Below are 22,639 nucleotides of genomic sequence, written 5' to 3' on the forward strand. Positions count from 1 at the left end.
CCTACCCCTCTGCTGGCTTCTTCTGCGGCGTCGGGAACTGGCCGCGCACGACGAACCAGGTGATCAGGAGCAGTGGCGCGTAGAGCGGGACGCCCATGAGCAGCTTGGTCAGGGCCAGGGCGCTCGTCGCCGCGTCCGTGTGGGCGAGGTAGAGCGGCACCTGCACCAGCAGCCGGGCGGCGAACAGCAGGAACCAGAGGAAGGTGAGCGCCTGCATCACGCGGAACGTGCTGCGGACGCTGCGCCAGGCGAGGCCGTTGCCCATCAGGTATCCGGCGGCGAGGCCGATGAGCGGCCAGCGCACGAGGATCGAGATCAGGAGAGCCGCGCCGTAAGCGGCGTTCGTCCAGATGCCGAGGATGAAGTTGTCCTCGCCGCGCCCGGTGATGAGGGCGAGGATCGCGGAGATGCCGACGCCGAGCAGCCCGGCGATGGCCTGCGTCACGGGCGTCTTGCCGATGATCCGGATCGCGGTGAACACCACGGCGACCGCCACGGAGCAGCCGATCGACAGCGGGACGTTCTGCGTGAAGGTGAACAGAATCAGGAAGACGAGACCAGGGATGATCGTCTCGGCGAGACCGCGGATGCCGCCGAGCGCGCCGAGCAGCGCGACGCCGGTCGGGGTGTCTCCGTCGGCGAGCTGGCCGAGGCCGGACTTCTGCGCGGCGCGGGCGAGGGACTCGCCGATGGTCGCCGCGGCCTTCTCGTCGGGCTCCATCCGCTGCCGGTCCACCCGCTCCGCGTCGGCCTGCTGCGCCTGGTCGATCGAGCGCTCTGCGTCGTGCTCCCTGTCGGAGCGGTCGGTCACGGTGTCCTGCCTAGAGGGAGGTGTAGCTGTCTGGACCGGACTCGGGAGCCGTCGGCATCCGGAGCGGGATGAGGTCGCGCGGCGGCATCGGCGAGTTGCCGCGGACGACCACGATGCTGCGGAACAGGTCTTCGACGAGGGCCGCTGCCTCCGGCTTGATGGCCGCGTCGCCCGCGATCACGCCGCGGAGGAACCAGCGAGGGCCGTCGACGCCGACGAAGCGCGCGACGCGGGTCTCGCCAGGTCCGCCTGCGGGGGCGGCGACGGGGATCTCGGCCACCAGTTCTGGGCCGAACACGCCGTCGCGCTCCGACGTGCGGCCGCCCTGGCGGTTGACCTGCTCGGTGATCTGCTCGCGGATCTCGTGCCACAGGCCGCTCGACCGCGGTGCGGCGAAGGGCTGCACCTGCAGCGTCGAGTTGGCGTAGTCCAGGCCGACGGCGACGACGCGCTGCGTCTCCTCCTCCACTTCGAGACGGAGGTGCAGGCCTTCGCGCGGGAGGATCTTGACGCCGCCGAGGTCGACGTACGGACGCACGGGGTTGGCCTCGCTCTCGTCGAGCGGTCCCTCCGTCTCGCGGTCCTCCGGCGCCGACTTCTCCCAGCTATCGCTGCTGGTGTCGTTGGTGTCGCTCAAGCGTGTTCTCCTGACTGGGTGACTGTGTAGCCGGACGAACCGAATCCCGCCGTTCCGCGGTGGCTGTCCTGCAGACGGTCGACGGGCACGAAGACGGCCCGCGTGACCGGCATGACGATCAACTGGGCGATCCTGTCGCCGACGGCGATATCGTACGGCATCGAACTGTCGGTGTTCAGAACGGTCACGCGGATCTCTCCGCGATATCCCGCATCCACTGTTCCCGGCGCGTTCACGATCGTGATGCCGTGCTTCGCTGCCAATCCGCTGCGAGGAACCACAAAAGCCGCGAAGCCGTCAGGGAGGGCGATCGACACGCCCGTCGGCACCGTGTGGCGCTGTCCTGGAGCCAGATTCACAGCCTCCGCAGCGCACAGATCGGCTCCGGCGTCGCCTGGGTGGGCGTAGACAGGAAGGGTGTTCGCGACGATCGGAACATCAACGGTATCGGTCACGTGTCGAGGGTAGTGCAGAAGTCTGATCGAATAGGAGCATGGACCTGTACCGTGAGCGCCTGTGGGCGGCCCCCTGGCTCTACATTTCGACCGCCCTCGTGATCCCCGCGACCATCCTCGTCTTCGCGCCGATCAACATGGTGGTCGGGATCGTTCTCGCCATCGTGTTCTACCTGGCGATCGTCGGGATGATCATGTCGTCCGCCGCTCCCGTGCGCGTGACGAAGAGCGAACTGATCGCCGGGCGGGCGAGCATCCCGCTGGAGTTCGTCGGAGAGCCCACCGCATACACGGGAGAGGACGCTTCGCTGCAGCGCGGCCGCCTGCTGGATGCGCGCGCCTGGCTGCTCATCCGCGGCTGGGTCAAGCCCGTGGTCAAGGTCCCCGTGCTCGACGCGAGCGACCCAGCGCCGTACTGGCTCATCTCAACAAGAAACCCGGACCGACTGGTCCGGGTTCTCGATGAGGCTCGACTCGCGTCGTAACTGTTCGCCCTTAGGCGGCGCACTCCACACAGATCGGTCCGAGCTTGGTCTCGTGGTCGATCTGTGAACGGTGCTTCACCAGGAAGCAGTTCACACAGGTGAACTCATCCGCCTGCGGCGGGAGCACCACGACATCGAGGTCGAGGTCCGACAGGTCGGCTCCCGGAAGCTCGTATCCACCCGGGTTGTCAGCGTCTTCGACGTCGACGACACCGGACATCTTGTCCGGAACTCGCTCCTTGAGGGCCTCGATCGACTCGGAGTCGTCTTCGGTCTTCCGCGGTGCGTCGTAATCCGTTGCCATGCCCATCCACTTCTCGTACTTAACGGCCGATTCTTCGCAATCGGCGGCCATAGTTTGCATCATCGGGGTGCGAATAGCAAACCACTCGGGTGCCTCTCGGCTATTGCTCGGTTTTCAACTTCCGGCACGCCACGGTTATTCCCCGGATTCCGCTCGTTTCCGTGGCATCCTGGGCCGGTACGCACGCGGTTGGGAAGGCATCCACTATGCAGGATTTAAAGGTCATCGGGGTCGAGAACGGCGCATTGCTCGCCGTCGGCGACGACGGTGAGCGGTTCCGCATCGCCGTCGACGATGTGCTGCAGTCGAAGATCCGCCAGGTCAGGCAGGAGACGTCGGCCACAGCGCCCAAGCTGTCGCCGCGGGAAGTGCAGGCGCACATCCGCTCCGGTATGTCCGCCGAGGACGTCGCAAGCGTCACAGGCGCCCCGCTCGACTACGTTCAGCGCTTCGAGGGACCGATCGTCGCCGAGCGCGAACACATCGTCGCGAGCGCGCTCAGCGTGCCCGTGCACACGACTGCGGACGTCGATCCGCTCGGCGAGGGCAACACCTTCGGCACGGTCATCCGCGACCGGCTGGCATCGCTCGGCGTCGCAGGCGAGCGCTGGGCGAGCTGGAAGGACAGCGAGGCCGGCTGGATCGTCAAGCTGGAGTTCACGGCCGACCAGATCGACCACGACGCCCGCTGGGGCTACGACGCGCGCAAGCACGCTCTCGCCCCGCTCAACTCCGAGGCGACCACGCTCTCGCAGGCCGGCGAGCTCAAGGGGGGCACCCTCATCCCGCGGCTGCGCGCCGTGATGCCGCACGAGGGCGAGCCGGACGAGTCCCGTTTCGACAGCGGAGCATTCACGTTCCCTGAGGCTCCCGACCTGCTCGGCCCGGAGATCACGCAGCCGCTCGAACCGCTGACGTACAGCCGCACGCCCAACGGCGCCAACAACTCGATCGCCGTCTCCGCCATCAAGCGCGCCGACGACGAGACCCCGCGCGACCTGCACCAGACCGCGGACCTGCTCGAAGCCCTGCGCCGCCGCCGCGGTGAGCGTGAGGCAGCGGTCTACGACGAGCCGGTGGATGCGCGCGGAGACGCCCCCGAGCTCGGCGACGCGCCGTTCCGGGTCGTCGACGAGCCGATCGCGATCTTCGACACGCCGGTCGACGCCGCGCCGGAGGTGCCGGAGTCTTCGGCTCCCGCGCCGTCGTCAGCGTCGTCCTCCACAGCGCCGTCGTCCTCCGCGCCGTCGCCCGATTCCTCGTCCGCGTCAGCGCGTGCGGGCAAGAAGGGCCGCGCATCCATGCCGAGTTGGGACGAGATCGTGTTCGGTGCCCGCACCGACGACGACCTCGCATAGCAGCCGTGACGGCCGGGTCCGTTCTCGCCCCGGCCGTCCCTTAGGATAATCGGATGCCTTCTGCCGACGCCTCCCTGCGCTCCATCGGCGTCGGCCTGCGCGGACACGACAACGCACTGGGCTTCATCCGCCTCGTGCTTGCGTTCTTCGTCCTGGTCGACCACTCGTTCCCGCTCGGCGGGTTCGGGCCCGACTTCGGCGGCAGGTACACGCACGACCAGGCCAACCTCGGCTCGCTCGCCGTCGCCGGCTTCTTCGCCATCAGCGGCTACCTGATCGCCAAGAGCGGGATGTCCGCCGACGTCCTGCAGTTCCTGTGGCGTCGTGTGCTGCGCATCTTCCCTGCCTTCCTCGTGGTGCTTGCCGTCGGCGCATTCGTCGTCGGCCCGCTGATCTGGGTGCTCGACGGGCACTCCTTCACCGCGTACTTCTCACTCGCCCCGACGAGCCCGTGGCACTACCTCGCCTCGAACTGGACGCTGCGGGTCGGCTCGTTCGGCATCCAGGACGTCTTCCAGAGCACCACGCCGTACGGCCGCCAGACGGGCGCCAGCGTGCTCAACGGCTCGCTCTGGACCCTCGACTACGAGTGGACCTGCTACCTGATCATCGCGGTCCTCTGCGCCTCCGCCGTGCTGCTCAAAGCCCGCCCCATCGTGGCCGCCATCACCGCTCTGATCGCCATCGGCCAGATCGTGCAGCTCGTCGCCCCCGGCACGATGGGGAACGTCACCCCGCTGTTCGGCAGCGTGCTCCTGCTCTGGATGAGCTACCCGTTCATGGTCGGTGCGCTGATCGCCGTGTACTCGCGCTCGATCCCGCTCGACCACCGGCTCGGCATCGCCAGCGGCCTCGTGCTCGTACTCACCCTCCTGAACGGCGGCTACGCCGTGCTCGGCGTTCCCGCCGGCGTGTACTTCGTGCTGTGGCTCGGCGCGATCCTCCCCGCTCCCCTGCGCCGAGTGGGCCGCACCAACGATTACTCATACGGCGTCTACATCTACGGCTTCCTGGTGCAGCAGACGCTCGCATACTTCGGCCTATACAGGCTCGGTTTCGTCCCGTACCTGCTCGGCGCGACCATCGTCACGGCCGTGTGCGCGTGGCTGTCCTGGCACATCGTGGAGAAGCGCGCGATGATGCTCAAGGACTGGGGTCCCGGCCGCGGGATCGCGTACTGGTGGCAGTGGGCCAGGTCCGTCCTCCGCCTCCGCCCCCGGCACCTGCCGCCCGCCCCGGAGGACCCGAACGAGGCGGAACTGCCCACCGTCAGCCCGCAGCCCCGAACCGGAGCAGAGGAACCCGCGTCTCGTCCGCAGTGAGCGACCCGTGCTGGCCGATCATGCCGCGCCCGGTGTCCAGCGGGTCGCGGGAGTCGTAATACGCCACCCGTTTGCGCGCCCCGACGAGCACGTCGCCGATCCGTGGCGCGACCTCGGGATGCACGGACGGCCCGAACCAGCCGGCGTCCACCGCCTCCTGCCTGGTCGCGACCCACGCCCTGTCCCCCTCGATCGACCGCCAGCGCTCCGCGACGGCGGTCGCGTCGTCCGGCCGGTCGAGGTGCAGATGCAGGAAGCGCGGCTCGCCCGCGATCAGGCGCACGCCGTCGATCAGCTCGGGTGCGGTGTCGAAGAGCACGTGACCGCTCGCCGGAACATCCACGACGCCGTGGTCGGCGGTGAGCAGCATCCCCTGCTTCGGACCGAGTCGGCGCGCGAACGACGCGACCAGTGCGTCCAGCGTCTCGAGGGCGGAGGTCCACTCCGGTGACTCCCAGCCCTTGGCATGGGCGAGCTGGTCGAGCTCGGCGACGTAGAGATAGGTGAGGCCCGGCCCCGGAGTCTGCACGACCTCGGTAGCCGCCTGGAAGCGGTCGGCCATCGTCCGGCCGCCGACGAACTCCGCTCCGCGCAGCACGGCAGCCGTGAACCCGGAGTCGCTGTACTTCTGCAGGCCGATCGCGCGGGTGGCCACTCCCGCATCCCGAGCCTGCTCGAACACTGTGCGCGAACGCTGCCAGGTGGCCGGGTCGAGGCGGTCGTCCCAGCCGCTGAGCTGGTTGACGACCCTGTCGTTGGCCGTGTCGAGCGCGCGGTAGCCGACCAGGCCGTGCTCGCCTGGCGTCGTGCCGGTGGCGAGCGTGGCGAGAGCGGAGGCCGTTGTCGTCGGGAAACCGGCGTCGATCGTCGTCGCCTTGCCGAGCAGCGGGGCGAGCGTGCGGGCGTGACCGGAGCGGGCTCGCAACGACGACGCCCCGAGGCCGTCCACCACCAGGACCACCACGTGATCGAGGGCGGGCAGGTCGAGCGCATTCGCATCGCCGCTCAGCGCCGCCAGGGAACTTGGCAGAACAGCGGCAAGGCTCGCTCGCGTGGTGAAGGCGGCCGGTAGCATGGGGGGCATCCGGCCCAGTTTGTCACACCAGTGACCGCCTGCGGCCCCTCTCTCCCCTCCCGAGATTGCACGAATGACACCAGCAGACGACCAGGCCACCGCGGGCACCACCGAACGCATCGAAGACGTCGACGTCACGACCGAGATGCAGGGCTCCTTCCTCGAGTACGCGTACTCCGTGATCTATTCGCGAGCACTTCCGGATGCGCGCGACGGCCTGAAGCCCGTTCAGCGGCGCATCCTGTACCAGATGACCGAGATGGGCCTGCGCCCCGACCGCGGGCACGTCAAGTCCGCGCGCGTCACCGGCGAGGTCATGGGAAAGCTGCACCCGCACGGCGACAGCGCCATCTACGACGCGCTCGTGCGCATGGCGCAGGACTTCACCCTTCGCGTGCCGCTGATCGACGGGCACGGCAACTTCGGCTCCCTGGACGACGGCCCTGCCGCACCCCGGTACACCGAGGCGCGGCTCGCCGCAGCGGCCCTCGCCCTCGCGGAGGACCTGGACGAGGACGTCGTCGACTTCGTCCCCAACTACGACAACCAGCTCATGCAGCCGGATGTGCTGCCCGCCGCCTTCCCGAACCTCCTGGTCAACGGCGCGAGCGGCATCGCGGTCGGCATGGCGACCAACATGGCCCCGCACAACCTCATCGAGGTGGTCGGCGCCGCCCGGCACCTGCTGGCGCATCCGGATGCGACGCTCGACGACCTGATGGAGTACGTGCCCGGCCCCGACCTGCCCACCGGCGGGACGATCGTCGGCCTGTCCGGCGTCAGGGATGCGTACGCCACCGGCCGAGGCAGCTTCAAGACCCGCGCCAAGGTCACCGTCGAGTCGATCACCGCGCGCAAGAGCGGCCTGGTCGTCACCGAGCTGCCGTACCTGATCGGCCCGGAGAAGGTGATCGAGAAGATCAAGGACGGCGTCAACTCCAAGAAGCTCTCCGGCATCTCCGACGTCACCGACCTGAGCGACCGCCAGCACGGCCTGCGGCTCGTGATCGGCATCAAGACGGGGTTCAGCCCGGAGGCGGTGCTCGAACAGCTCTACCGGCACACCCCGCTCGAAGACGGCTTCTCGATCAACAACGTCGCTCTCGTCGAGGGCGGCCCGCAGACCCTGGGGCTGCGTGAGCTGCTGTCCGTGTACCTCGGGCACCGCATCCAGGTGGTCACTCGTCGCTCGCAGTTCCGGCTCGCCAGGCGCAAGGAACGACTGCACCTGGTCGAGGGCCTCCTGATCGCCATCGTCGACATCGACGAGGTCATCCAGGTCATCCGCACCAGCGATGACACCGAGCAGGCGCGCACCAGGCTGATGGATGTGTTCGACCTCAGCACTCTGCAGGCCGACTACATCCTCGAACTGCGACTGCGTCGCCTGACCAAGTTCTCCCGCATCGAGCTGGAGACGGAGAAGGCCCAGCTCGAAGCGGAGATCGCCGAGCTGGAGGAGCTGCTGTCCAGCCGCGACCGCATCAACGCCCTCGTCTCCGACGAGCTGGAGCAGGTCGCCGTGAAGTTCGGCACCCCGCGCCGCACGCTGCTCACCGAGGCGCGACCGTCCATCGCGACGGCGTCGGCGCGCGGCAAGCAGCAGGTGGTGCTCGAAGTGGCCGACGTGCCGTGCCGCGTGCTGCTGTCGACCACCGGCCGCATCCTGAGGGTGGACCAGCAGGCGGGCGACGACGGCGGTCTCGACCGCATCGCCGCTCCCGCCAGGCGCAGCAAGCACGACGCGATCCTGTCGCAGCTCGACACCACGACGCGCACCGAGATCGGAGCCGTCACGAACCGCGGGCGCCTCATCCGGTTCTCCCCCGTCGACCTGCCCGCGGCCCCGGTGAACTCGATCCAGCTCGGCGCAGGGGTGAAGATCGGCGACTACCTCGCCCTCGCCGACCGCAAGGAACGCATCCTGGCCGTCGTCTCGCTCGACGCTCCGCGTTCGATCGCACTCGGCACGAAGCAGGGCGTCGTGAAGCGGGTCACCGCCGGCGACTGGGCCAACAAGCCGGAGTTCGAGATCATCGCGCTGAAGGCGGGCGACGAGGTGGTCGGAGCCTTGCAGGGTGAAGAGACGGACGAGCTCGTGTTCGTTGCGAGCGACAGCCAGTTGCTGCGCTTCGCGGCCTCCGCCGTGCGCCCGCAGGGTCGCTCCGCCGGCGGCATGGCCGGCATCAACCTGGGTGCGGATGCGCGGGTCGTCTTCTTCGGCAGCGTTCCGGCCGAGGAGAAGGACGAGACGGTCGTGGTCACCATCGCGGCGGGCGGCGACACGCTGCTGGGCGCAGACCCCGGCAGCGGCAAGCTCAGCGAGTTCGCCGAGTTCCCCGCCAAGGGACGCGCGACCGGCGGGGTGCGCTCGCAGCGCTTCCTCAAGGGCGAGACCGAGCTCCAGCTCGCCTGGGTCGGTCGCGCCCCGGCCCTGGCCGTCGCACCCGACGGCGCAGCGCGGGCGCTCCCGGACACCCCGGTGCGCCGCGACGCCTCCGGCGCCCCCCTCGACATGGTCGTCGGCTCCATCGGCCGCCGCCTCGCCTAGCCCCCAAGCAATCGAGCCCAGGCTTTTTCACCGTATTCGCGCTGAATACGGTGAAAAAGCCTGGGCTCGATTGCTTGGGAGCGGAGGTCAGGCGTCGATGCGGGCCCGGGAGAGGTCGTCTGCTCCGGCGATGATGAACTCCTTGCGCGGGGCGACGTCGTTGCCCATCAGGAGTTCGAAGACGCGCGAGGCCTGCTCGGCATCGGGAACGCGCACGCGCCGCAGCGTGCGGTGGTGGCGGTCCATCGTCGTGGTCGCGAGCTGGTCAGCATCCATCTCGCCGAGTCCCTTGTAGCGCTGGATCGGCTCCTGGTAGCGCTTGTTGCGCTTCTTGAGGTCGGCCAGCACCGCCTGCAGTTCCGCCTCCGAGTATGTGTAGATGGTCTCGTTCGGCTTCGATCCCGGGTTCACCACGATCACGCGGTGCAGCGGAGGAACGGCCGCGAACACGCGCCCCTCCTCGATCATCGGCCGCATGTAGCGGAAGAACAGCGTCAGCAGCAGGGTCCGGATGTGCGCACCGTCCACATCCGCATCGGACATGATGATGACCTTGCCGTAGCGGGCCGTCGCCAGGTCGAAGCTGCGGCCGGAACCCGCTCCGATCACCTGGATGATCGCCGCGCACTCCGCGTTGGAGAGCATGTCGGAGACCGACGCCTTCTGCACATTGAGGATCTTGCCGCGGATCGGCAGCAGCGCCTGGTACTCGCTGTCGCGCGCGCGCCGCGCTGTGCCCAGCGCCGAGTCGCCCTCGACGATGAACAGCTCGCTGTTGGCCACGTCGCTCGACCGGCAGTCCACCAGCTTGGCAGGCAGGGATGAGGTCTCCAGCGCGTTCTTGCGCCGCTGCGTCTCCTTGTGGGCGCGCGCGGAGATGCGGGACTTCATCTCGGCGACCACCTTGTCGAGCAGCAACGCCGATTGCGCCTTGTCGTCGCGCTTGGACGAGCCGAAGCGCTCCGCCATCGCCTTCTGGACGACCTGGGCGACGATCGCGCGCACAGCGGGAGTGCCGAGGATCTCCTTGGTCTGCCCCTCGAACTGCGGCTCCGGCAGACGCACCGTGAGCACGGCGGTGAGCCCGGCCATCACGTCGTCCTTGTCCAGCTTGTCGTTGCCGACCTTGAGCCTGCGCGCGTTCTGCTCGACCTGCGCGCGGAGGAACTTGAGCATCCCCTGGTCGAAGCCGGTCTGGTGGCTGCCGCCCTTCGGGGTGGCGATGATGTTGACGAAGCTGCGCATCACCGTGTCGTAGCCCGTTCCCCAGCGCAGGGCGATGTCGACCTGACAGTCGCGCGTGAGCTCGGTCGGGAGCATCGCCCCGCTGTCGGAGAGCACGGGCACCGTCTCGGTGAACGTGCCGTTCCCCGTCAGCCGCCAGGTGTCGGTGATCGGGCTGTCCGGCGCGAGAAAGTCGACGAACTCGGAGATGCCTCCCTGATACTCGAAGGTGGTCCTCTCCCCCTCCTCGCTGCGCTTGTCGTCGATGCTGATGGAGAGACCGGGCACGAGGAACGCGGTCTGACGCGCGCGGCCGATCAGGTCGTCGCCCTGGAAGTTCGCACCCTTCGTGAAGATCTGCCGATCGGCCCAGTACCGGATGCGCGTTCCCGTCACGCCCTTGGCGGCCTTGCCGACCACCCGGAGCTCGCTGTTCTTCACGAATGGCGTGAACGGCGCGTCCGGGCTCGGCTCGTTCTTCCCGTCGTCGAAGATGCCCGGCTCTCCGCGGTGGAACGACATCGCCCAGACCTTGCCGTCGCGGTCGACCTCGACATCGAGTCGCTCCGACAGCGCGTTGACGACGGACGCGCCGACGCCGTGCAGACCGCCGGACGCGGCGTACGAGCCGCTGCCGAACTTGCCGCCGGCGTGCAGCTTGGTGAAGACGACCTCGACGCCGGACAGCCCGGTCTTCGGTTCGATGTCGACGGGGATGCCGCGCGCCTTGTCGCGCACCTCGACGCTGTCGTCGCTGTGCAGGATGACGTCGATGCTCGAGCCGTGGCCGGCCAGCGCCTCGTCGACAGAGTTGTCGATGATCTCCCACAGGCAGTGCATGAGACCGCGCGAGTCGGTCGATCCGATGTACATGCCGGGGCGCTTGCGCACCGCCTCCAGACCCTCGAGGACCGAGAGATGTCTGGCCGAATAGTCCGAGCTCGCCACGAGCGCTCCTTGCGATTCCGATGCGCCGGATGGGTGCCGACGTCACACAACTTCCAGCCTACGTACTCCCGGATGCGCTGCCCGCCACCGACACCCGGCTGAGTGTGTGCTACGCGTTCAGCGAAATAGCGGGCAAATCGCGCAGTGTTGCCCGCGGAACGTGGTTCTATAGAGATACCGAGTTCACGGTTGCGATCTGAAAGGAGCATCACATGTCGACGATCACCACGGAGAACGGTGCGGTTGACGAGCTCGCATCGGGGCCGCAACTGACGGCGGCCGACCGTTGCGACAGCTGCGGAGCCCAGGCATACATCCGCGTCGTCGTGAACAACGGCGAGCTCCTGTTCTGCGCCCACCACGGCAAGAAGCACCAGGAGAAGCTCTCGCAGATCGCGCACAGCTGGCACGACGAGACGGCACGTCTCTTCGAAGAGCAGCGCGCGTAACGCGTCCGGCGACGCTGCAGCGACCCAGACGATGAGCGGAAGGCCGACAGGCGTGCGAAGGCGCGCCCACATCGACCTCGACGCCATCCTGGCCAACGCTGCAACTGCCGGGTCGCTCACCGACCTCACCGCCGACCTTCGCGCCGACGCGTACGGCCACGGGCTCATCCCCGTGGCTCGTGCGCTCTCGGCTGCGGGGGTCGGCGGTTTTCTCGTCTCCCGGCTCGAAGACGCGGCGGCTCTCGCCGACAGCGGGCTGACCGGGGCACGCGTCGCCAATCAGGATGCACGGGATGCGGGGGCCGCGACCGGCGCGACCGTGCTGGGGCCTGAGTTGTTCGGACTGACGGCGGGCGCGCGCGCTGTTCCCGCTATGCGGCTCGTCGGCGAAGTCATCGCTGTCAAACGGGTGCCTGCAGACAGTGGAGTTTCCTACGGCTACACATACCGGACCCGTGACGAGACGACGCTCGCACTCGTCGCGCTGGGATTCGCCGATGGTCTTCCGCGCGTTGCTACGAACAAGGCGCCGGTGCGGATCGGTGACTTCTCCGGTCGCATCACGGGCCGGATCGCAATGGACCAATTCGTCGTAGACCTTCATGGCCACCATGCCTCTCCCGGAGACCCTGCGATCCTTTTCGGCGACCCAGCAGCCGGTGACCCAAGCGTGCGCGAATGGGCCGAGATCATCGGCATCGCCGCCCCCGTCATCACCTCGCGGCTCGGCCGCCGCATCGAGAGGGTCTACAGCGCATGACCATCGTCGACGCCATCGCGGAGCCGCTGCCGCGCGCGGTCATCGACCTCGCAGCTCTCCGCCACAATGTCTCCCGCCTCGCCGGGCTGATCGCGCCGTCCGAGTTGATGCTCGCCGTGAAGGCCGACGCGTACGGTCATGGCCTGCTGCCGGTCGCCGAGGCGGGCATCGCCTCCGGTGCGGCGTCGCTCGCCGTGCTGGAGATCCCCGCCGGTCTCGTGCTGCGTCACGCCGGGGTCACCGTGCCGCTGCTCGCCTGGCTGCACGGCCAGGACACGGACTGGCGCGCCGGCATCGAGGCCGACATCGAACTCGGCATCTCGGCGCGCTGGCAGCTCGACGCCATCGCGGCCGCGGGGGCCGACCGCCCGGCCGTCCTGCACCTCAAAGTCGACACCGGGCTCAGCCGCAACGGCGCCACCCGAGAGGACTGGCCCGGGCTGGTGGATGCGGCCGTCGCCCTCCAGGAGCAGGGCATCGTGCGCATCCGGGCCGCCTGGTCGCACCTCGCCGACGCCTCGATCGAGGACGACGAGGCCGCGCTGGTGCAGTTCCGGGAGGCCGTCACGGTCGCAGAGGAGCACGGAGCGACGTTCGAGATCCTCCACCTCGCTGCCAGCTCTGCCGGAATCCGGATGCCGGAGGCACGCTTCGACCTGGTGCGGTTCGGTATCGCCGCGTATGGTGTCTCCCCCTTCGACGACAGCACGGGGGCCGATCTCGGGCTGGTCCCCGCGATGCGCCTCGAAGCGCCGGTCACCCACATCCACGTCGGAGGAACGACGCACGCGCGCATCGGCATCGGCTACGCGGACGGCGTCCCGACCCTCGGCATCGCCAAGGCTCACGTCGCCATCGGCGGCCTGCCGTGCCGGGTGCTCTCGGTCGACGCAGACTCGATGCTCGTCGATGTCGGCGCGAGCCGGGTGGAGGTCGGGGACACGGCCATCCTGTTCGGCCCCGGCGTGAACGGCGAGGTCATCGCCGAGAAGTGGGCCGACTGGGCAGAGACCATCGCCGACGAGATGCTCACCGGCGTCGCCGCTCGCGTCCCCCGAGTGTACGTCGGCTGACGCCGAGCAGGACCCCGCGGCGGACGCGCCGCGCGCATCTCCTTCCGAACGGAGAAAGCGCCGCAAGCGAGGCCGAACTCCTTCCGGACGGAGAGTCCCGTGGCGCGTCGCGGCGGTTATCCTGCGTTGCCGCGAGCGGACGCGACGCCGGCTAGAGCTTGACGCCGAGCCGGTCGGCGATCGCGCGGCGTGCGTTGGCGGCGTAGCGGTCGACGCTCTCGGTCTGCGGCACAGCCGGGACCTCGCCGCGCAGTGCGGTGGCGAGCATCCGGTCGGCGAGCGACGGATTCATGGGCAGCAGCGGACCGTGCAGGTGGGTGCCGATGGAAGCGGCGAGCACCACGCCCTCGGTCTGGCCGCCGTCGTTGCCCGTGCCGCTGACGATCTGGCCGAACGGCTCGGCACCCTCCAGCGTGGTGACCGCCGAGTGGTTCTCGAACCCGGCGACGGTGCCCTGGGCTGTGCGCACGACGATCTCGCCGACATGCCGGACCGCTCCGAGCTGCGCACGCGTCGGGAAGACCCCCGCGCCCGCGAGGCGTTCGCCGTCGGCCGTGACCAGTTCACTGCCGAGGAGCTGCCAGCCGCCTGCGATCGCGAGGATCGGGATGCCGGCATCCCGCCACGCGCGAAGGGCCGGCGCGATGCGCTGAACGTCCTCCAGCACGGCGCGCTGCGACGACAGCGGCCCGCTGCCGAAGTGCACGATGTCCGCCGCGTCCGGCAGCACGCCGCCGACCTGGTGCCGCACGACCTCTGTCTCGATGCCGCGCCACCTGGCGCGCTCGACCAGTGCCGTCACGTTCCCGGCGTCGCCGTTGATTCCGAGCTCGCCGGGGTACAGGTGCAGGATGCGCAGCACGCTCATCGTTCGCCGCCCTCCAGGTCGAGGAACCCGAGCTGCTTGCGGATCAGCATCATCTGCTCGTAGTTGACGATCATGGTCTTGGTGCCTGTCGCGGGCTTCGGGAGGGCGAGGAAGGCGGTGAGCGCCGGCTTCAGCTCCGGCACCACCTGGTCGACCGGGATGCCCGCGTATGCGAAGCGCGTGGCGAACTGCCACGCCTTGGTGCCGGAGACCACATCCACGTGCTCGATCGAGGAGAGGTCGATGTCGTAGACCCAGGACGGGTCGGGCGTTCCCTCGTCGACGGCGACGAAGACCTGCTCCGGCGGCGCGCTCAGGTAGTCGAGATTGAGCTGCAGGCTCGGCGGGTTCTTCATCATGATGATCTCGATGTCCTCGTCGCCGACCCGCAGGGTCTCACCGCGACCGTAGACGGTGCGCAGCGACGCCATCGCGGCCACCACGGCCTCCGGGCGGAATCGCTCCCCGAGCACGCGACGGGCCATCGCCGTCGCCCCTGCCGCATCCACCGCATAGTGCAGACCACGGGCGGGGAGCGCGACCTGCACGCTCTCGCCGCCGAACGCGAGCCGGGCGCTGCGCGCATCCAGCTCGCTGACGAACACCGCGGGCACCGGAAGCGCACCAGCGGGGACGCCGGAGACGTCCTTGACGTTGGCGAGGCCGTTCGGGGAGGCGTCGATGATGGACGGCGCAACAGCGAACGTCGAGACGTCCCGGCCTTCGGCGAGCAGTTCAGCGCCGACGCGGGCGAGACTGTCGTCGTCCGCGTTCACAACGACGAACTCGGACGAGGATGCGCCGATGGAACGCAGCATCCCGACCACCCTGGTCGGCTCGAAGAACCGGTTGAGCTGGTCGATCTGCACGTTGAGCAGCAGGGAGCCCCGTGGCTTGAGGATGGTCGCGAGGTCGACGCCGTACGCCTCGTCCACCTCGATCACGCCGACGTCCGCGCGCACGCGGCCGTCGAGCGGGACCGTCGCGAGCAGCGCGGAGGCGATGCCCTGGGGCAGATTCCCGCCGGACGGGTTCGTGAACACCGTCAGGCCGTGCTCGCGCAGGATGCCGGTGAGCATGTTCGTGGTGGTCGACTTGCCGTTCGACCCGGAGACGAAGACGACGCCGAGCGGAAGCTCCGCGACGGCCCGTTCCAGGAACTTCGGCGCGATCGCGAGAGCGACTCGTCCTGGCACGGCCGAGCCGCCGCCGCGCAGGCGCAGCAGCCAGCGGGCGAGGCGACCGGCGACGACCGCTAGCCTGTAGCGCACTCCCCCGGCCTACTCGAGGTAGTCGCGGAGCGACTGCGACCGGGACGGGTGGCGCAGCTTCGCCATCGTCTTCGACTCGATCTGACGGATGCGCTCACGCGTCACCCCGAACGTGTCGCCGATCTGGTCGAGCGTCTTCGGCATACCGTCGCCGAGCCCGAACCGCATCCGGATCACACCGGCCTCGCGCTCGGACAGCGAGTCGAGCAGGCTCTCAAGCTGCTTCTGCAGCATCGTGAAGCCCACCGCGTCCGCCGGGACGACCGCTTCGGTGTCCTCGATCAGGTCGCCGAACTCGCTGTCGCCGTCCTCGCCGAGCGGGGTGTGCAGGGAGATCGGCTCTCGCCCGTACTTCTGCACCTCGATGACCTTCTCCGGCGTCATGTCGAGTTCGCGGCTCAGCTCTTCCGGCGTTGGCTCGCGGCCCAGGTCCTGCAGCATCTGCCGCTGGACGCGGGCGAGCTTGTTGATGACCTCGACCATGTGCACCGGGATGCGGATGGTGCGGGCCTGGTCGGCCATCGCGCGGGTGATCGCCTGACGGATCCACCAGGTCGCGTACGTGGAGAACTTGAAGCCCTTGGTGTAGTCGAACTTCTCGACGGCACGGATGAGGCCCAGGTTGCCTTCCTGGATGAGGTCGAGGAACTGCATCCCGCGCCCGGTGTAGCGCTTGGCGAGCGAGACGACGAGTCGCAGGTTGGCGCCGAGCAGGTGGCTCTTCGCCCTCTGACCGTCGCGGGCGACCCAGCGGAGCTCGCGCTCGAGCTCCTTGGTCATGTTCGGCGTGTTCGCGAGCTTGTCCTCGGCGAACAGGCCGGCCTCGATGCGCATCGCGAGCTCGACCTCCTCCGCCGCGTTCAGCAGGGCGACCTTGCCGATCTGCTTGAGGTAGTCCTTGACAGGGTCCGCCGTCGCGCCGGTGATCGTGGTGGAGTAGACGGGGATGTCGTCGTCCTCGTCGACCGCGCGCAGCACGAGCGCACCCGTCGGGAGCGGCTCTTCGACGACGGCGGGCTTCGCCTCGTCGTCGTCGGACTTCTCGTCTGCGTCGTCGCTGTCGTCGGCGACAGCCTCGGGCTCGACGTCAGCCGTCTCTTCCTCGTCGATCTCGACGGCTTCGTCGTCGCCGATCTCGTCGTCGCCCTTCGCCTTGGCTGCGCCCTTTTTGGCGGGAGCCTTCTTGGCCGGAGTCTTCTTCGCGGGAGCCTTCGCCGCCGTCTTCTTCGCTGCTGTCTTCGTCGCGGTCTTCGCCGCTGCCGTCTCGGTGACCTCGGCCTCGGTCACCTCGGCCTCTGGAGCTTTCGTTGCTGCACGGGTTGCCATGTGAACACCTTTCATACCAAGCGGAGGGGCCGAGAATCCGAAGCGCCTTGGCCTGGCTCAGGTTGCGTGCGGACATTACTAAGACCCATGTCAAGTCCGGGGTGTGTGCGCCGAGCATTCAGAATGCTCCGAGCCCCTGGATATGAACGGGTCCGATCAACAATTATTGCACGTTTCATGGACACCCCCGACCAAACGTGCGCTATCCGCCCTGCCGCCGTCCTGCCGGTCCGTCAGCTCGCCGCCCCTCGTCCGCGTCTCTTCCACGCGTCGGAGAGTAAAACCCACAACGGGGCCACTTCTATTCCCTCGTCCTCGGAAAGAAGGCGGCGCGTGCGGCGTCTGGCGTGGATGAGGAAGCCGACACCGGCCCCGACGATCACGTACTGGATGGCGAACGCCCAGCGGAACGAGTCGAGCGCGTAGAGATCGGCCGCGCCCCCGGCGGCGACGTGCGCCGTGTTCTGCGCGTCGAGGGCGACGCCGATCAGGAACATCATCACGAAGCTCGCCAGGAAGCCGCCGACATTCACGATGCCGTTCGCCGATCCGAGGCTGTGCAGCGGGTTGGAGGTGCGCGCGAAGTCGAAGCCGATCAGGGAGCCGGGGCCGCCGACCCCGATGGCGACCAGCAGCACGATCAGCAGCCACAGCGGCGGAGTTCCCGGCCAGAGCAGCACGACAGCCCAGACGACGCCCATCATCGCCACGATCGCGAGCACGAGGTTGCTGCGCCGGAGCGGATACCGCGCCGTGAGCACGCCGAGGATCGGGCCGGAGATGAGCCCGGCGACGACGGCGACGATCAGCAGCCCAGAGGCCTCCGCCGGATCGATCCCGAGCGCGAACACCATGAAAGGCAGTCCCCACATCAGACTGAACACCGTGCCGGAGGACTGGGTGACGAAGTGCGACCAGAACCCGAGCTGCGTACCCGGTCTGGCGAGGCTGATCCGGAGCTGTCTGAGCGACTCGCCCCAGGTCGCCGGACGCGGCCCCTCTGTCGAGCCGACCGGCCGGTCGGAGATCGCGACGACGATCCCGATCAGTGCGATGACCGAGAGCGATGCGGCGCTGAGAAAAGCGGTCGTCCATCCGGCCTGGTGCAGGATGAGCGCGAACGGGATCGCGGACAGCACCTGGCCGAGCTGGCCGATGTTGCCGATCCACTGGGAGAGCTGCGGCACGAGCCGCCCGCGGAACCACGAGTTGATCAGGCGCATGAGCGAGGTGAACACCGTCGCATCCCCTGCCCCGACCAGGATGCGCCCGATGATCGCGACGCCGATGCTGGGCGCGAACGCCACCGTCACCTGGCCGACGATCATCAGGGCCGTGCCCACCGCCATCAGGGTGCGGGAGCCGACCCTGTCGATGAGCACGCCGACCGGGATCTGCATGGCGGCGTACACGATGAGCTGCACGACGGCGAGCGTCGACAGCACGGACGCCGTGCTGTGGAAGCGCTCCGTGGCGGAGACACCGGCGACGCCGATGCTGGTGCGCTGCATGACCGCGACGAGGTACGCGAAGACGCCGACCCCGAAGATGAGCCAGGAGCGCCGCGAATTCACCTCACCAGCGTATTACCGCCCGGGCGCTCAGGATGCTGCCGGGCCGTTCTCCTCGTCGCCGTGGCGACGGAAGGCGAGGAAGTTCTCCAGTTCGGCGGCGATCTCGTCCGCGCTCGGCAGCTCGCCGTCGCGGTCGGTCAGCGGCGACCGGAGCTGGTTGTCCTCCATATAGCTGTCGTGCCGCTCCTCGAGGGTGCCGACCAGGCGGCCGAGCTCCGCGTTCTGGTCGACCTGCTCGTCGATGTTCGCGACGAACTCCCTGTCCTCCTGGCGGAGCCGGTCGGTGGGGAAGATCAGCCCGGTCGCCGCACTGATGCTGTCGAGCGCCGCGATGGCCGCCGCCGGGTATTCGGTGTCGGCCAGGTAGTGCGGAATGAGCAGGATGAACCCGGCGATCGGATAGGAGAGCTGCTGCAGCCGGAACTCCAGCAGGTGAAGCGCGTTCGCCGGCACCTGGGTGTGCGGCTTCCAGATGGACATGGAGTCGATGAGGTCGGTGCGGTTGCCGCTCACGGTGACGCCGATCGGACGGGTGTGCGGCACGGGCATCGGGATGGAGTGCACCCAGGTCACCGACTTGACCTTGAGCCCGTCGATGAGATCGAGCACGGCCTGGGTGAACCGCTCCCACTGGAAGTCGGGTTCGAACCCGGAGAGGAGGAGGAACGGCTGGCGGAGCTCGTCGTATGCGAGGTAGAGCTTGAGCGACGCCGGCTGATAGTCGGTGAGGTGATCCTGGTCGAAGTAGATGATCGGCCTGCGGGCGCGGTAGTCGAGCAGGATGTCCGTGTCGAAGGTGGCGACGACCTCGTTGTCGAGGGTGCCGAGCAGGTAGGTTCCGAGCTGTGTGACGCCAGAGCCGGCGTCGGCGAACCCGGTCAGACCGGCGACCAGGTTGAGCCCTTCCGGCACCTCGGAGAGAGGCTCGTTGAGGTCGTACAGCTCAGCCGGATCATGCATATTTCAACTCTAGGCCGACCATTCAGGCCCGACGCTGCGAACGGGCTCCGAAGTCGCACGCCCACAGCGAACACGCACCCGCCTGCGTCTGCGCGGGCGCTCCGGGGTCGAGCGGCTAGATTCGAAGCATGACCGTCCCCTCTCTTTCGCTCTCGTCCTCCCCCGTCGTCTCCCCGACCGGTGACGTGCTCCTGATCGGCGCGCGCGCGTCCGGCGGGTCGATCGTCGTCGCCGCATCCCCCGCCGTCGAGGAGGTCCTGCGTGCGGACGGCGACGTCGCGGCACAGCTCCAGGCGGTCGGCTTCGGCGGCGGCAAGGACGAGCTGGTGCGGCTGCCAGGCGGCACGACCGGACCGTCGCTCGCCGTGATCGGACTGCCGGAGCCTGTGGATGCTGACGCTCTGCGGTACGCGGCGGGCAGCGGTGTGCGCCAGCTCGCCGGGACCGCCGCTGTGACGGTCGCCCTCCCGGCGGACGGCGACGAGCAACTCGCCGCCGTGCTGGAGGGAGCCGCGATCGGCTCGTACGCGTTCACGGAGTACCGCGAGGCGTCGAAGCCGTCGGTGAAGGCGCCCGTCGCATCCATCGAGGTCGTCGGGGCACCCTCCGATGCGGCCGGTTCCGACGCGGGCGGTTCCGACGCGCTCGTCGCTCGCGCTGTCGCGTCCGCCGAGGCGGTCGCGCTCGTCAAGGACCTCGTCAACACCCCACCGCTCGACCTCTACCCTGCGACGCTCGCCGACGCCGCAGAGCGCGCAGCCGCCGGGCTGCCCGTCGACGTGCAGGTGTGGGACGAGACGCAGCTCGAAGCGGAGGGCTTCGGCGGCATCCTCGGCGTCGGCCAGGGCTCGGCCAGGCCGCCCCGCCTGGTCAAGGTCACCTACGCTCCCGCGGGAGCCGACAAGCATCTCGCGCTCGTCGGCAAGGGCATCACGTTCGACACCGGCGGACTCTCCCTCAAGCCGCCGACCGGGATGGTCGGGATGAAGTACGACATGACCGGCGCGGCCACCGTGCTGGCCGTCGCGCTCGCCGCCGCCAGACTCGCCCTCCCCGTGAAGGTGACGGCCTGGCTCTGCATCGCGGAGAACATGCCGTCCGGCTCGGCGATCCGGCCGAACGACGTGCTGCGCATCCGCGGCGGCAGGACCGTCGAAGTCCTCAACACGGATGCGGAAGGCCGCCTGGTCATGGCGGACGGACTGGTCGCGGCGAGCGAGGAGCGGCCGGATGCGATCGTCGACGTCGCGACGCTCACCGGCGCGGCGATGGTCGCTCTCGGCACCCGCTATGCCGCGGTCATGGGCGACGACGCCCTGGTCGGTGAGGTGATCGAGGCGGCGAAGGCGTCAGGCGAACTCCTCTGGCCGATGCCGCTCCCCGGCGAGCTGCGCGCAACGATCAACTCGGACGTCGCCGACATCGCCAACGCCAACCCCGGCAACACCGCGGGCGGGATGCTGCTCGCAGCCGTCTTCCTGCAGGAGTTCGTCGGACGCACAGGAGATGCTGAGGATTCCCCGCGCATCCCGTGGGCTCACCTCGACATCGCCGGGCCGGCCAAGGGACCGGCGTCGCCGTACGGTTTCACCGGCAAGGGACCGACCGCCGTCACGGTGCGAGCGCTCATCCGGTTGGCCGAGGACTTTTCCCGGAAGTAGTAGGGTCGTATGGGCAAGAAAAATTCTTGCCGCATTCAAACGCCTGCCCTCGAGTGACCCCTCGGGGCAGGGTCGTGTCACGAATCTTGATGCGCGAGGGAGTAGCTGGGTGTCTGAGCAGAACTTTGACATTGTGGTACTCGGCGGTGGGAGTGGAGGCTACGCAGCAGCGCTGCGTGCGGCCGAGCTCGGTTTCACCGTTGGGATGATCGAGAAAGACAAGGTCGGAGGCACCTGCCTGCACCGGGGATGCATCCCCACCAAGGCGCTGCTGCACGCGGCCGAGGTGGCGGACTACTCGCGCGAGTCGTCGAAGTACGGCATCGTCACCGAGTTCCAGGGCATCGACATCAACGGTGTGACGGAGTACCGCCAGGGCATCGTCGCCAAGAAGTACAAGGGACTGCAGGGCCTGGTCAAGGCCCGCAAGATCACGGTCATCGAGGGCGAGGGGCGCCTCACCTCCCCCACCACGGTGCAGGTCGGCGACGACACCATCGTCGGCAAGAACGTCATCCTCGCGACGGGCTCATACTCGCGCTCGCTCCCCGGTCTGGAGATCGGCGGCCGCGTCATCACGAGCGAGCAGGCCCTCGAACTCGACTTCGTTCCGAAGAAGGTCGCCGTGCTCGGCGGCGGAGTCATCGGCGTCGAGTTCGCCAGCGTCTGGAAGTCCTTCGGCGCGGACGTCACCATCATCGAGGCGCTCCCCCACCTCGTGCCGAACGAGGACGAGTCCATCAGCAAGTCGCTTGAGCGCGCGTTCCGCCGCCGCGGCATCGACTACCGTCTGGGCGTCCGGTTCTCCGGCGTCACCCAGAACGATGACGGCGTCGTCGTCACGCTCGAGAACGGCGACACCGTCGACGCGGAGCTGCTGCTCGTCGCCGTCGGCCGTGGCCCGTCGACGGCGAACCTCGGCTACGAAGAGGCCGGCGTCACCCTCGACCGCGGCTTCGTCATCACCGACGAGCGCCTGCACACCAGCGTTCCCGGTGTGTACGCCGTCGGCGACATCGTCCCCGGCCTGCAGCTCGCGCACCGCGGATTCCAGCAGGGCATCTTCGTCGCGGAGGAGATCGCGGGCCTGAACCCGATCATCGTCCCGGATGTCAACATCCCGAAGGTCACCTACTGCGACCCCGAGGTCGCCTCGGTCGGTCTCTCGGAGGCCAAGGCCGTCGAGCAGTACGGCGCCGACAAGGTGTCGAGCTACGACTACAGCCTGGCCGGAAACGGCAAGAGCGAGATCATCGGCACCAACGGCTCGGTGAAGGTCGTCCGCGTCATCGATGGCCCCGTGGTCGGCGTCCACATGATCGGCGCGCGCGTCGGCGAGCTCATCGGCGAGGCACAGCTCGCGGTGAACTGGGAGGCGTACCCCGAGGACATCGCTCCGCTCGTCCACGCGCACCCCACGCAGAACGAGGCGCTCGGCGAGGCGTTCCTGTACCTCGCGGGCAAGCCGCTGCACACCCTTTAGTCCGCCGCCGGTCGGCGCGACTGCAATAAACTACTGAACGAATT

20 protein-coding genes are annotated in these 22,639 nt (G+C 68.6%); 9 read left to right on the top strand and 11 right to left on the bottom strand.

Features of this window, described 5'->3' with window-relative positions; translation table 11 throughout:
• Position 1 precedes the first annotated feature (1 nt).
• The 3 genes from ACYVGI_RS08240 to dut are packed head-to-tail and all read right to left on the bottom strand — an operon-like array spanning position 2 to position 1,903.
• The gene (locus ACYVGI_RS08240; protein WP_460632129.1) at positions 2-811 is read right to left on the bottom strand and encodes a DUF3159 domain-containing protein; all 810 of its coding nucleotides are present in this window, start codon (positions 809-811) and stop codon (positions 2-4) included.
• A 10-nt stretch (positions 812-821) separates the two neighbouring features.
• Positions 822-1,448, bottom strand: coding sequence for a DUF3710 domain-containing protein (locus tag ACYVGI_RS08245; RefSeq protein WP_460632130.1), 627 nt, complete (start codon positions 1,446-1,448; stop codon positions 822-824).
• A complete protein-coding gene (gene dut, locus ACYVGI_RS08250) occupies positions 1,445-1,903 on the bottom strand; it encodes a dUTP diphosphatase (RefSeq protein WP_460632131.1) in 459 nt (152 codons plus the stop codon). Before dut ends, ACYVGI_RS08245 begins: the two co-directional genes overlap by 4 nt.
• 38 nt (positions 1,904-1,941) lie before the next feature.
• Between dut and ACYVGI_RS08255 the strand changes: the two genes are divergently transcribed.
• Positions 1,942-2,388: a DUF3093 domain-containing protein gene (locus ACYVGI_RS08255; protein WP_460632132.1), complete on the top strand. Its 447-nt coding sequence runs from the start codon at positions 1,942-1,944 to the stop codon at positions 2,386-2,388.
• A 10-nt stretch (positions 2,389-2,398) separates the two neighbouring features.
• Here ACYVGI_RS08255 and ACYVGI_RS08260 read toward each other — a convergent pair whose 3' ends face one another.
• Positions 2,399-2,692 (bottom strand): DUF4193 domain-containing protein, encoded by a 294-nt coding sequence (locus ACYVGI_RS08260; RefSeq protein ID WP_026307201.1) that lies wholly within the window; start codon positions 2,690-2,692, stop codon positions 2,399-2,401.
• A 206-nt stretch (positions 2,693-2,898) separates the two neighbouring features.
• Here ACYVGI_RS08260 and sepH point away from each other — a divergent pair, with 206 nt between their 5' ends.
• Positions 2,899-4,050 (top strand): septation protein SepH, encoded by a 1,152-nt coding sequence (gene sepH / locus ACYVGI_RS08265; RefSeq protein ID WP_460632133.1) that lies wholly within the window; start codon positions 2,899-2,901, stop codon positions 4,048-4,050.
• A 53-nt stretch (positions 4,051-4,103) separates the two neighbouring features.
• Positions 4,104-5,372 (top strand): acyltransferase family protein, encoded by a 1,269-nt coding sequence (locus ACYVGI_RS08270; protein WP_460632134.1) that lies wholly within the window; start codon positions 4,104-4,106, stop codon positions 5,370-5,372.
• Here the strand turns inward: ACYVGI_RS08270 and ACYVGI_RS08275 are convergent.
• The gene (locus ACYVGI_RS08275; RefSeq protein WP_460632423.1) at positions 5,320-6,447 is read right to left on the bottom strand and encodes an alkaline phosphatase family protein; all 1,128 of its coding nucleotides are present in this window, start codon (positions 6,445-6,447) and stop codon (positions 5,320-5,322) included. The two genes, ACYVGI_RS08270 and ACYVGI_RS08275, sit on opposite strands and share 53 nt — an antisense overlap.
• Positions 6,448-6,520: 73 nt before the next feature.
• Here ACYVGI_RS08275 and ACYVGI_RS08280 point away from each other — a divergent pair, with 73 nt between their 5' ends.
• Entirely contained in the window at positions 6,521-8,998 is a 2,478-nt protein-coding gene (locus tag ACYVGI_RS08280; RefSeq protein WP_460632135.1) for a DNA gyrase/topoisomerase IV subunit A, read from the top strand.
• 87 nt (positions 8,999-9,085) lie between these two features.
• On the opposite strand, the gene ACYVGI_RS08285 is transcribed toward ACYVGI_RS08280, so the two are convergent.
• Positions 9,086-11,170 (bottom strand): DNA gyrase/topoisomerase IV subunit B, encoded by a 2,085-nt coding sequence (locus ACYVGI_RS08285; RefSeq protein WP_460632136.1) that lies wholly within the window; start codon positions 11,168-11,170, stop codon positions 9,086-9,088.
• 212 nt (positions 11,171-11,382) lie between these two features.
• Here ACYVGI_RS08285 and ACYVGI_RS08290 point away from each other — a divergent pair, with 212 nt between their 5' ends.
• The 3 genes from ACYVGI_RS08290 to alr are packed head-to-tail and all read left to right on the top strand — an operon-like array spanning position 11,383 to position 13,452.
• The gene (locus ACYVGI_RS08290) at positions 11,383-11,619 is read left to right on the top strand and encodes a DUF7455 domain-containing protein (RefSeq protein ID WP_055896232.1); all 237 of its coding nucleotides are present in this window, start codon (positions 11,383-11,385) and stop codon (positions 11,617-11,619) included.
• A gap of 52 nt (positions 11,620-11,671) precedes the next feature.
• A complete protein-coding gene (locus tag ACYVGI_RS08295) occupies positions 11,672-12,379 on the top strand; it encodes an alanine racemase (RefSeq protein WP_460632137.1) in 708 nt (235 codons plus the stop codon).
• Entirely contained in the window at positions 12,376-13,452 is a 1,077-nt protein-coding gene (alr, locus tag ACYVGI_RS08300) for an alanine racemase (RefSeq protein WP_460632138.1), read from the top strand. The genes ACYVGI_RS08295 and alr overlap by 4 nt, the downstream gene beginning before the upstream one ends.
• Before the next feature lie 151 nt (positions 13,453-13,603).
• On the opposite strand, the gene ACYVGI_RS08305 is transcribed toward alr, so the two are convergent.
• The 5 genes from ACYVGI_RS08305 to ACYVGI_RS08325 all read right to left on the bottom strand — a co-directional run bounded on the left by ACYVGI_RS08305 (position 13,604) and on the right by ACYVGI_RS08325 (position 19,451).
• On the bottom strand, positions 13,604-14,320 hold the full coding sequence (locus ACYVGI_RS08305; RefSeq protein WP_460632139.1) for a type 1 glutamine amidotransferase: 717 nt from the start codon (positions 14,318-14,320) through the stop codon (positions 13,604-13,606).
• Positions 14,317-15,591, bottom strand: coding sequence for a MurT ligase domain-containing protein (locus ACYVGI_RS08310; protein ID WP_460632140.1), 1,275 nt, complete (start codon positions 15,589-15,591; stop codon positions 14,317-14,319). The genes ACYVGI_RS08305 and ACYVGI_RS08310 overlap by 4 nt, the downstream gene beginning before the upstream one ends.
• A 9-nt stretch (positions 15,592-15,600) precedes the next feature.
• The gene (locus tag ACYVGI_RS08315) at positions 15,601-16,917 is read right to left on the bottom strand and encodes an RNA polymerase sigma factor (RefSeq protein WP_460632141.1); all 1,317 of its coding nucleotides are present in this window, start codon (positions 16,915-16,917) and stop codon (positions 15,601-15,603) included.
• 233 nt (positions 16,918-17,150) lie between these two features.
• A complete protein-coding gene (locus tag ACYVGI_RS08320; protein ID WP_460632142.1) occupies positions 17,151-18,491 on the bottom strand; it encodes an MFS transporter in 1,341 nt (446 codons plus the stop codon).
• A 27-nt stretch (positions 18,492-18,518) separates the two neighbouring features.
• On the bottom strand, positions 18,519-19,451 hold the full coding sequence (locus ACYVGI_RS08325; RefSeq protein WP_460632143.1) for a proteasome assembly chaperone family protein: 933 nt from the start codon (positions 19,449-19,451) through the stop codon (positions 18,519-18,521).
• A 128-nt stretch (positions 19,452-19,579) separates the two neighbouring features.
• On the opposite strand from ACYVGI_RS08325, the gene ACYVGI_RS08330 reads away from it, so the two are divergent.
• Both ACYVGI_RS08330 and lpdA read left to right on the top strand, forming a co-directional pair.
• On the top strand, positions 19,580-21,112 hold the full coding sequence (locus ACYVGI_RS08330; RefSeq protein ID WP_460632144.1) for a leucyl aminopeptidase: 1,533 nt from the start codon (positions 19,580-19,582) through the stop codon (positions 21,110-21,112).
• Positions 21,113-21,221: 109 nt separating this feature from the next.
• A complete protein-coding gene (lpdA, locus tag ACYVGI_RS08335) occupies positions 21,222-22,595 on the top strand; it encodes a dihydrolipoyl dehydrogenase (RefSeq protein WP_460632145.1) in 1,374 nt (457 codons plus the stop codon).
• Positions 22,596-22,639: the final 44 nt, after the last annotated feature.

The sequence above is a fragment of the Leifsonia lichenia genome (assembly GCF_054780215.1).

What these genes read in the sequence shown, in the direction of transcription:
- ACYVGI_RS08280 (WP_460632135.1), top strand. Translation starts at nt 6,521, where the DNA reads ATGACACCAGCAGACGACCAGGCCACCGCGGGCACCACCGAACGCATC.
- sepH (WP_460632133.1), top strand. Translation starts at nt 2,899, where the DNA reads ATGCAGGATTTAAAGGTCATCGGGGTCGAGAACGGCGCATTGCTCGCC.
- ACYVGI_RS08330 (WP_460632144.1), top strand. Translation starts at nt 19,580, where the DNA reads ATGACCGTCCCCTCTCTTTCGCTCTCGTCCTCCCCCGTCGTCTCCCCG.
- ACYVGI_RS08325 (WP_460632143.1), bottom strand. Translation starts at nt 19,451, where the DNA reads ATGCATGATCCGGCTGAGCTGTACGACCTCAACGAGCCTCTCTCCGAG.
- ACYVGI_RS08305 (WP_460632139.1), bottom strand. Translation starts at nt 14,320, where the DNA reads ATGAGCGTGCTGCGCATCCTGCACCTGTACCCCGGCGAGCTCGGAATC.
- ACYVGI_RS08315 (WP_460632141.1), bottom strand. Translation starts at nt 16,917, where the DNA reads ATGGCAACCCGTGCAGCAACGAAAGCTCCAGAGGCCGAGGTGACCGAG.
- ACYVGI_RS08290 (WP_055896232.1), top strand. Translation starts at nt 11,383, where the DNA reads ATGTCGACGATCACCACGGAGAACGGTGCGGTTGACGAGCTCGCATCG.
- alr (WP_460632138.1), top strand. Translation starts at nt 12,376, where the DNA reads ATGACCATCGTCGACGCCATCGCGGAGCCGCTGCCGCGCGCGGTCATC.
- ACYVGI_RS08270 (WP_460632134.1), top strand. Translation starts at nt 4,104, where the DNA reads ATGCCTTCTGCCGACGCCTCCCTGCGCTCCATCGGCGTCGGCCTGCGC.
- ACYVGI_RS08275 (WP_460632423.1), bottom strand. Translation starts at nt 6,447, where the DNA reads ATGCTACCGGCCGCCTTCACCACGCGAGCGAGCCTTGCCGCTGTTCTG.
- ACYVGI_RS08260 (WP_026307201.1), bottom strand. Translation starts at nt 2,692, where the DNA reads ATGGCAACGGATTACGACGCACCGCGGAAGACCGAAGACGACTCCGAG.
- ACYVGI_RS08255 (WP_460632132.1), top strand. Translation starts at nt 1,942, where the DNA reads ATGGACCTGTACCGTGAGCGCCTGTGGGCGGCCCCCTGGCTCTACATT.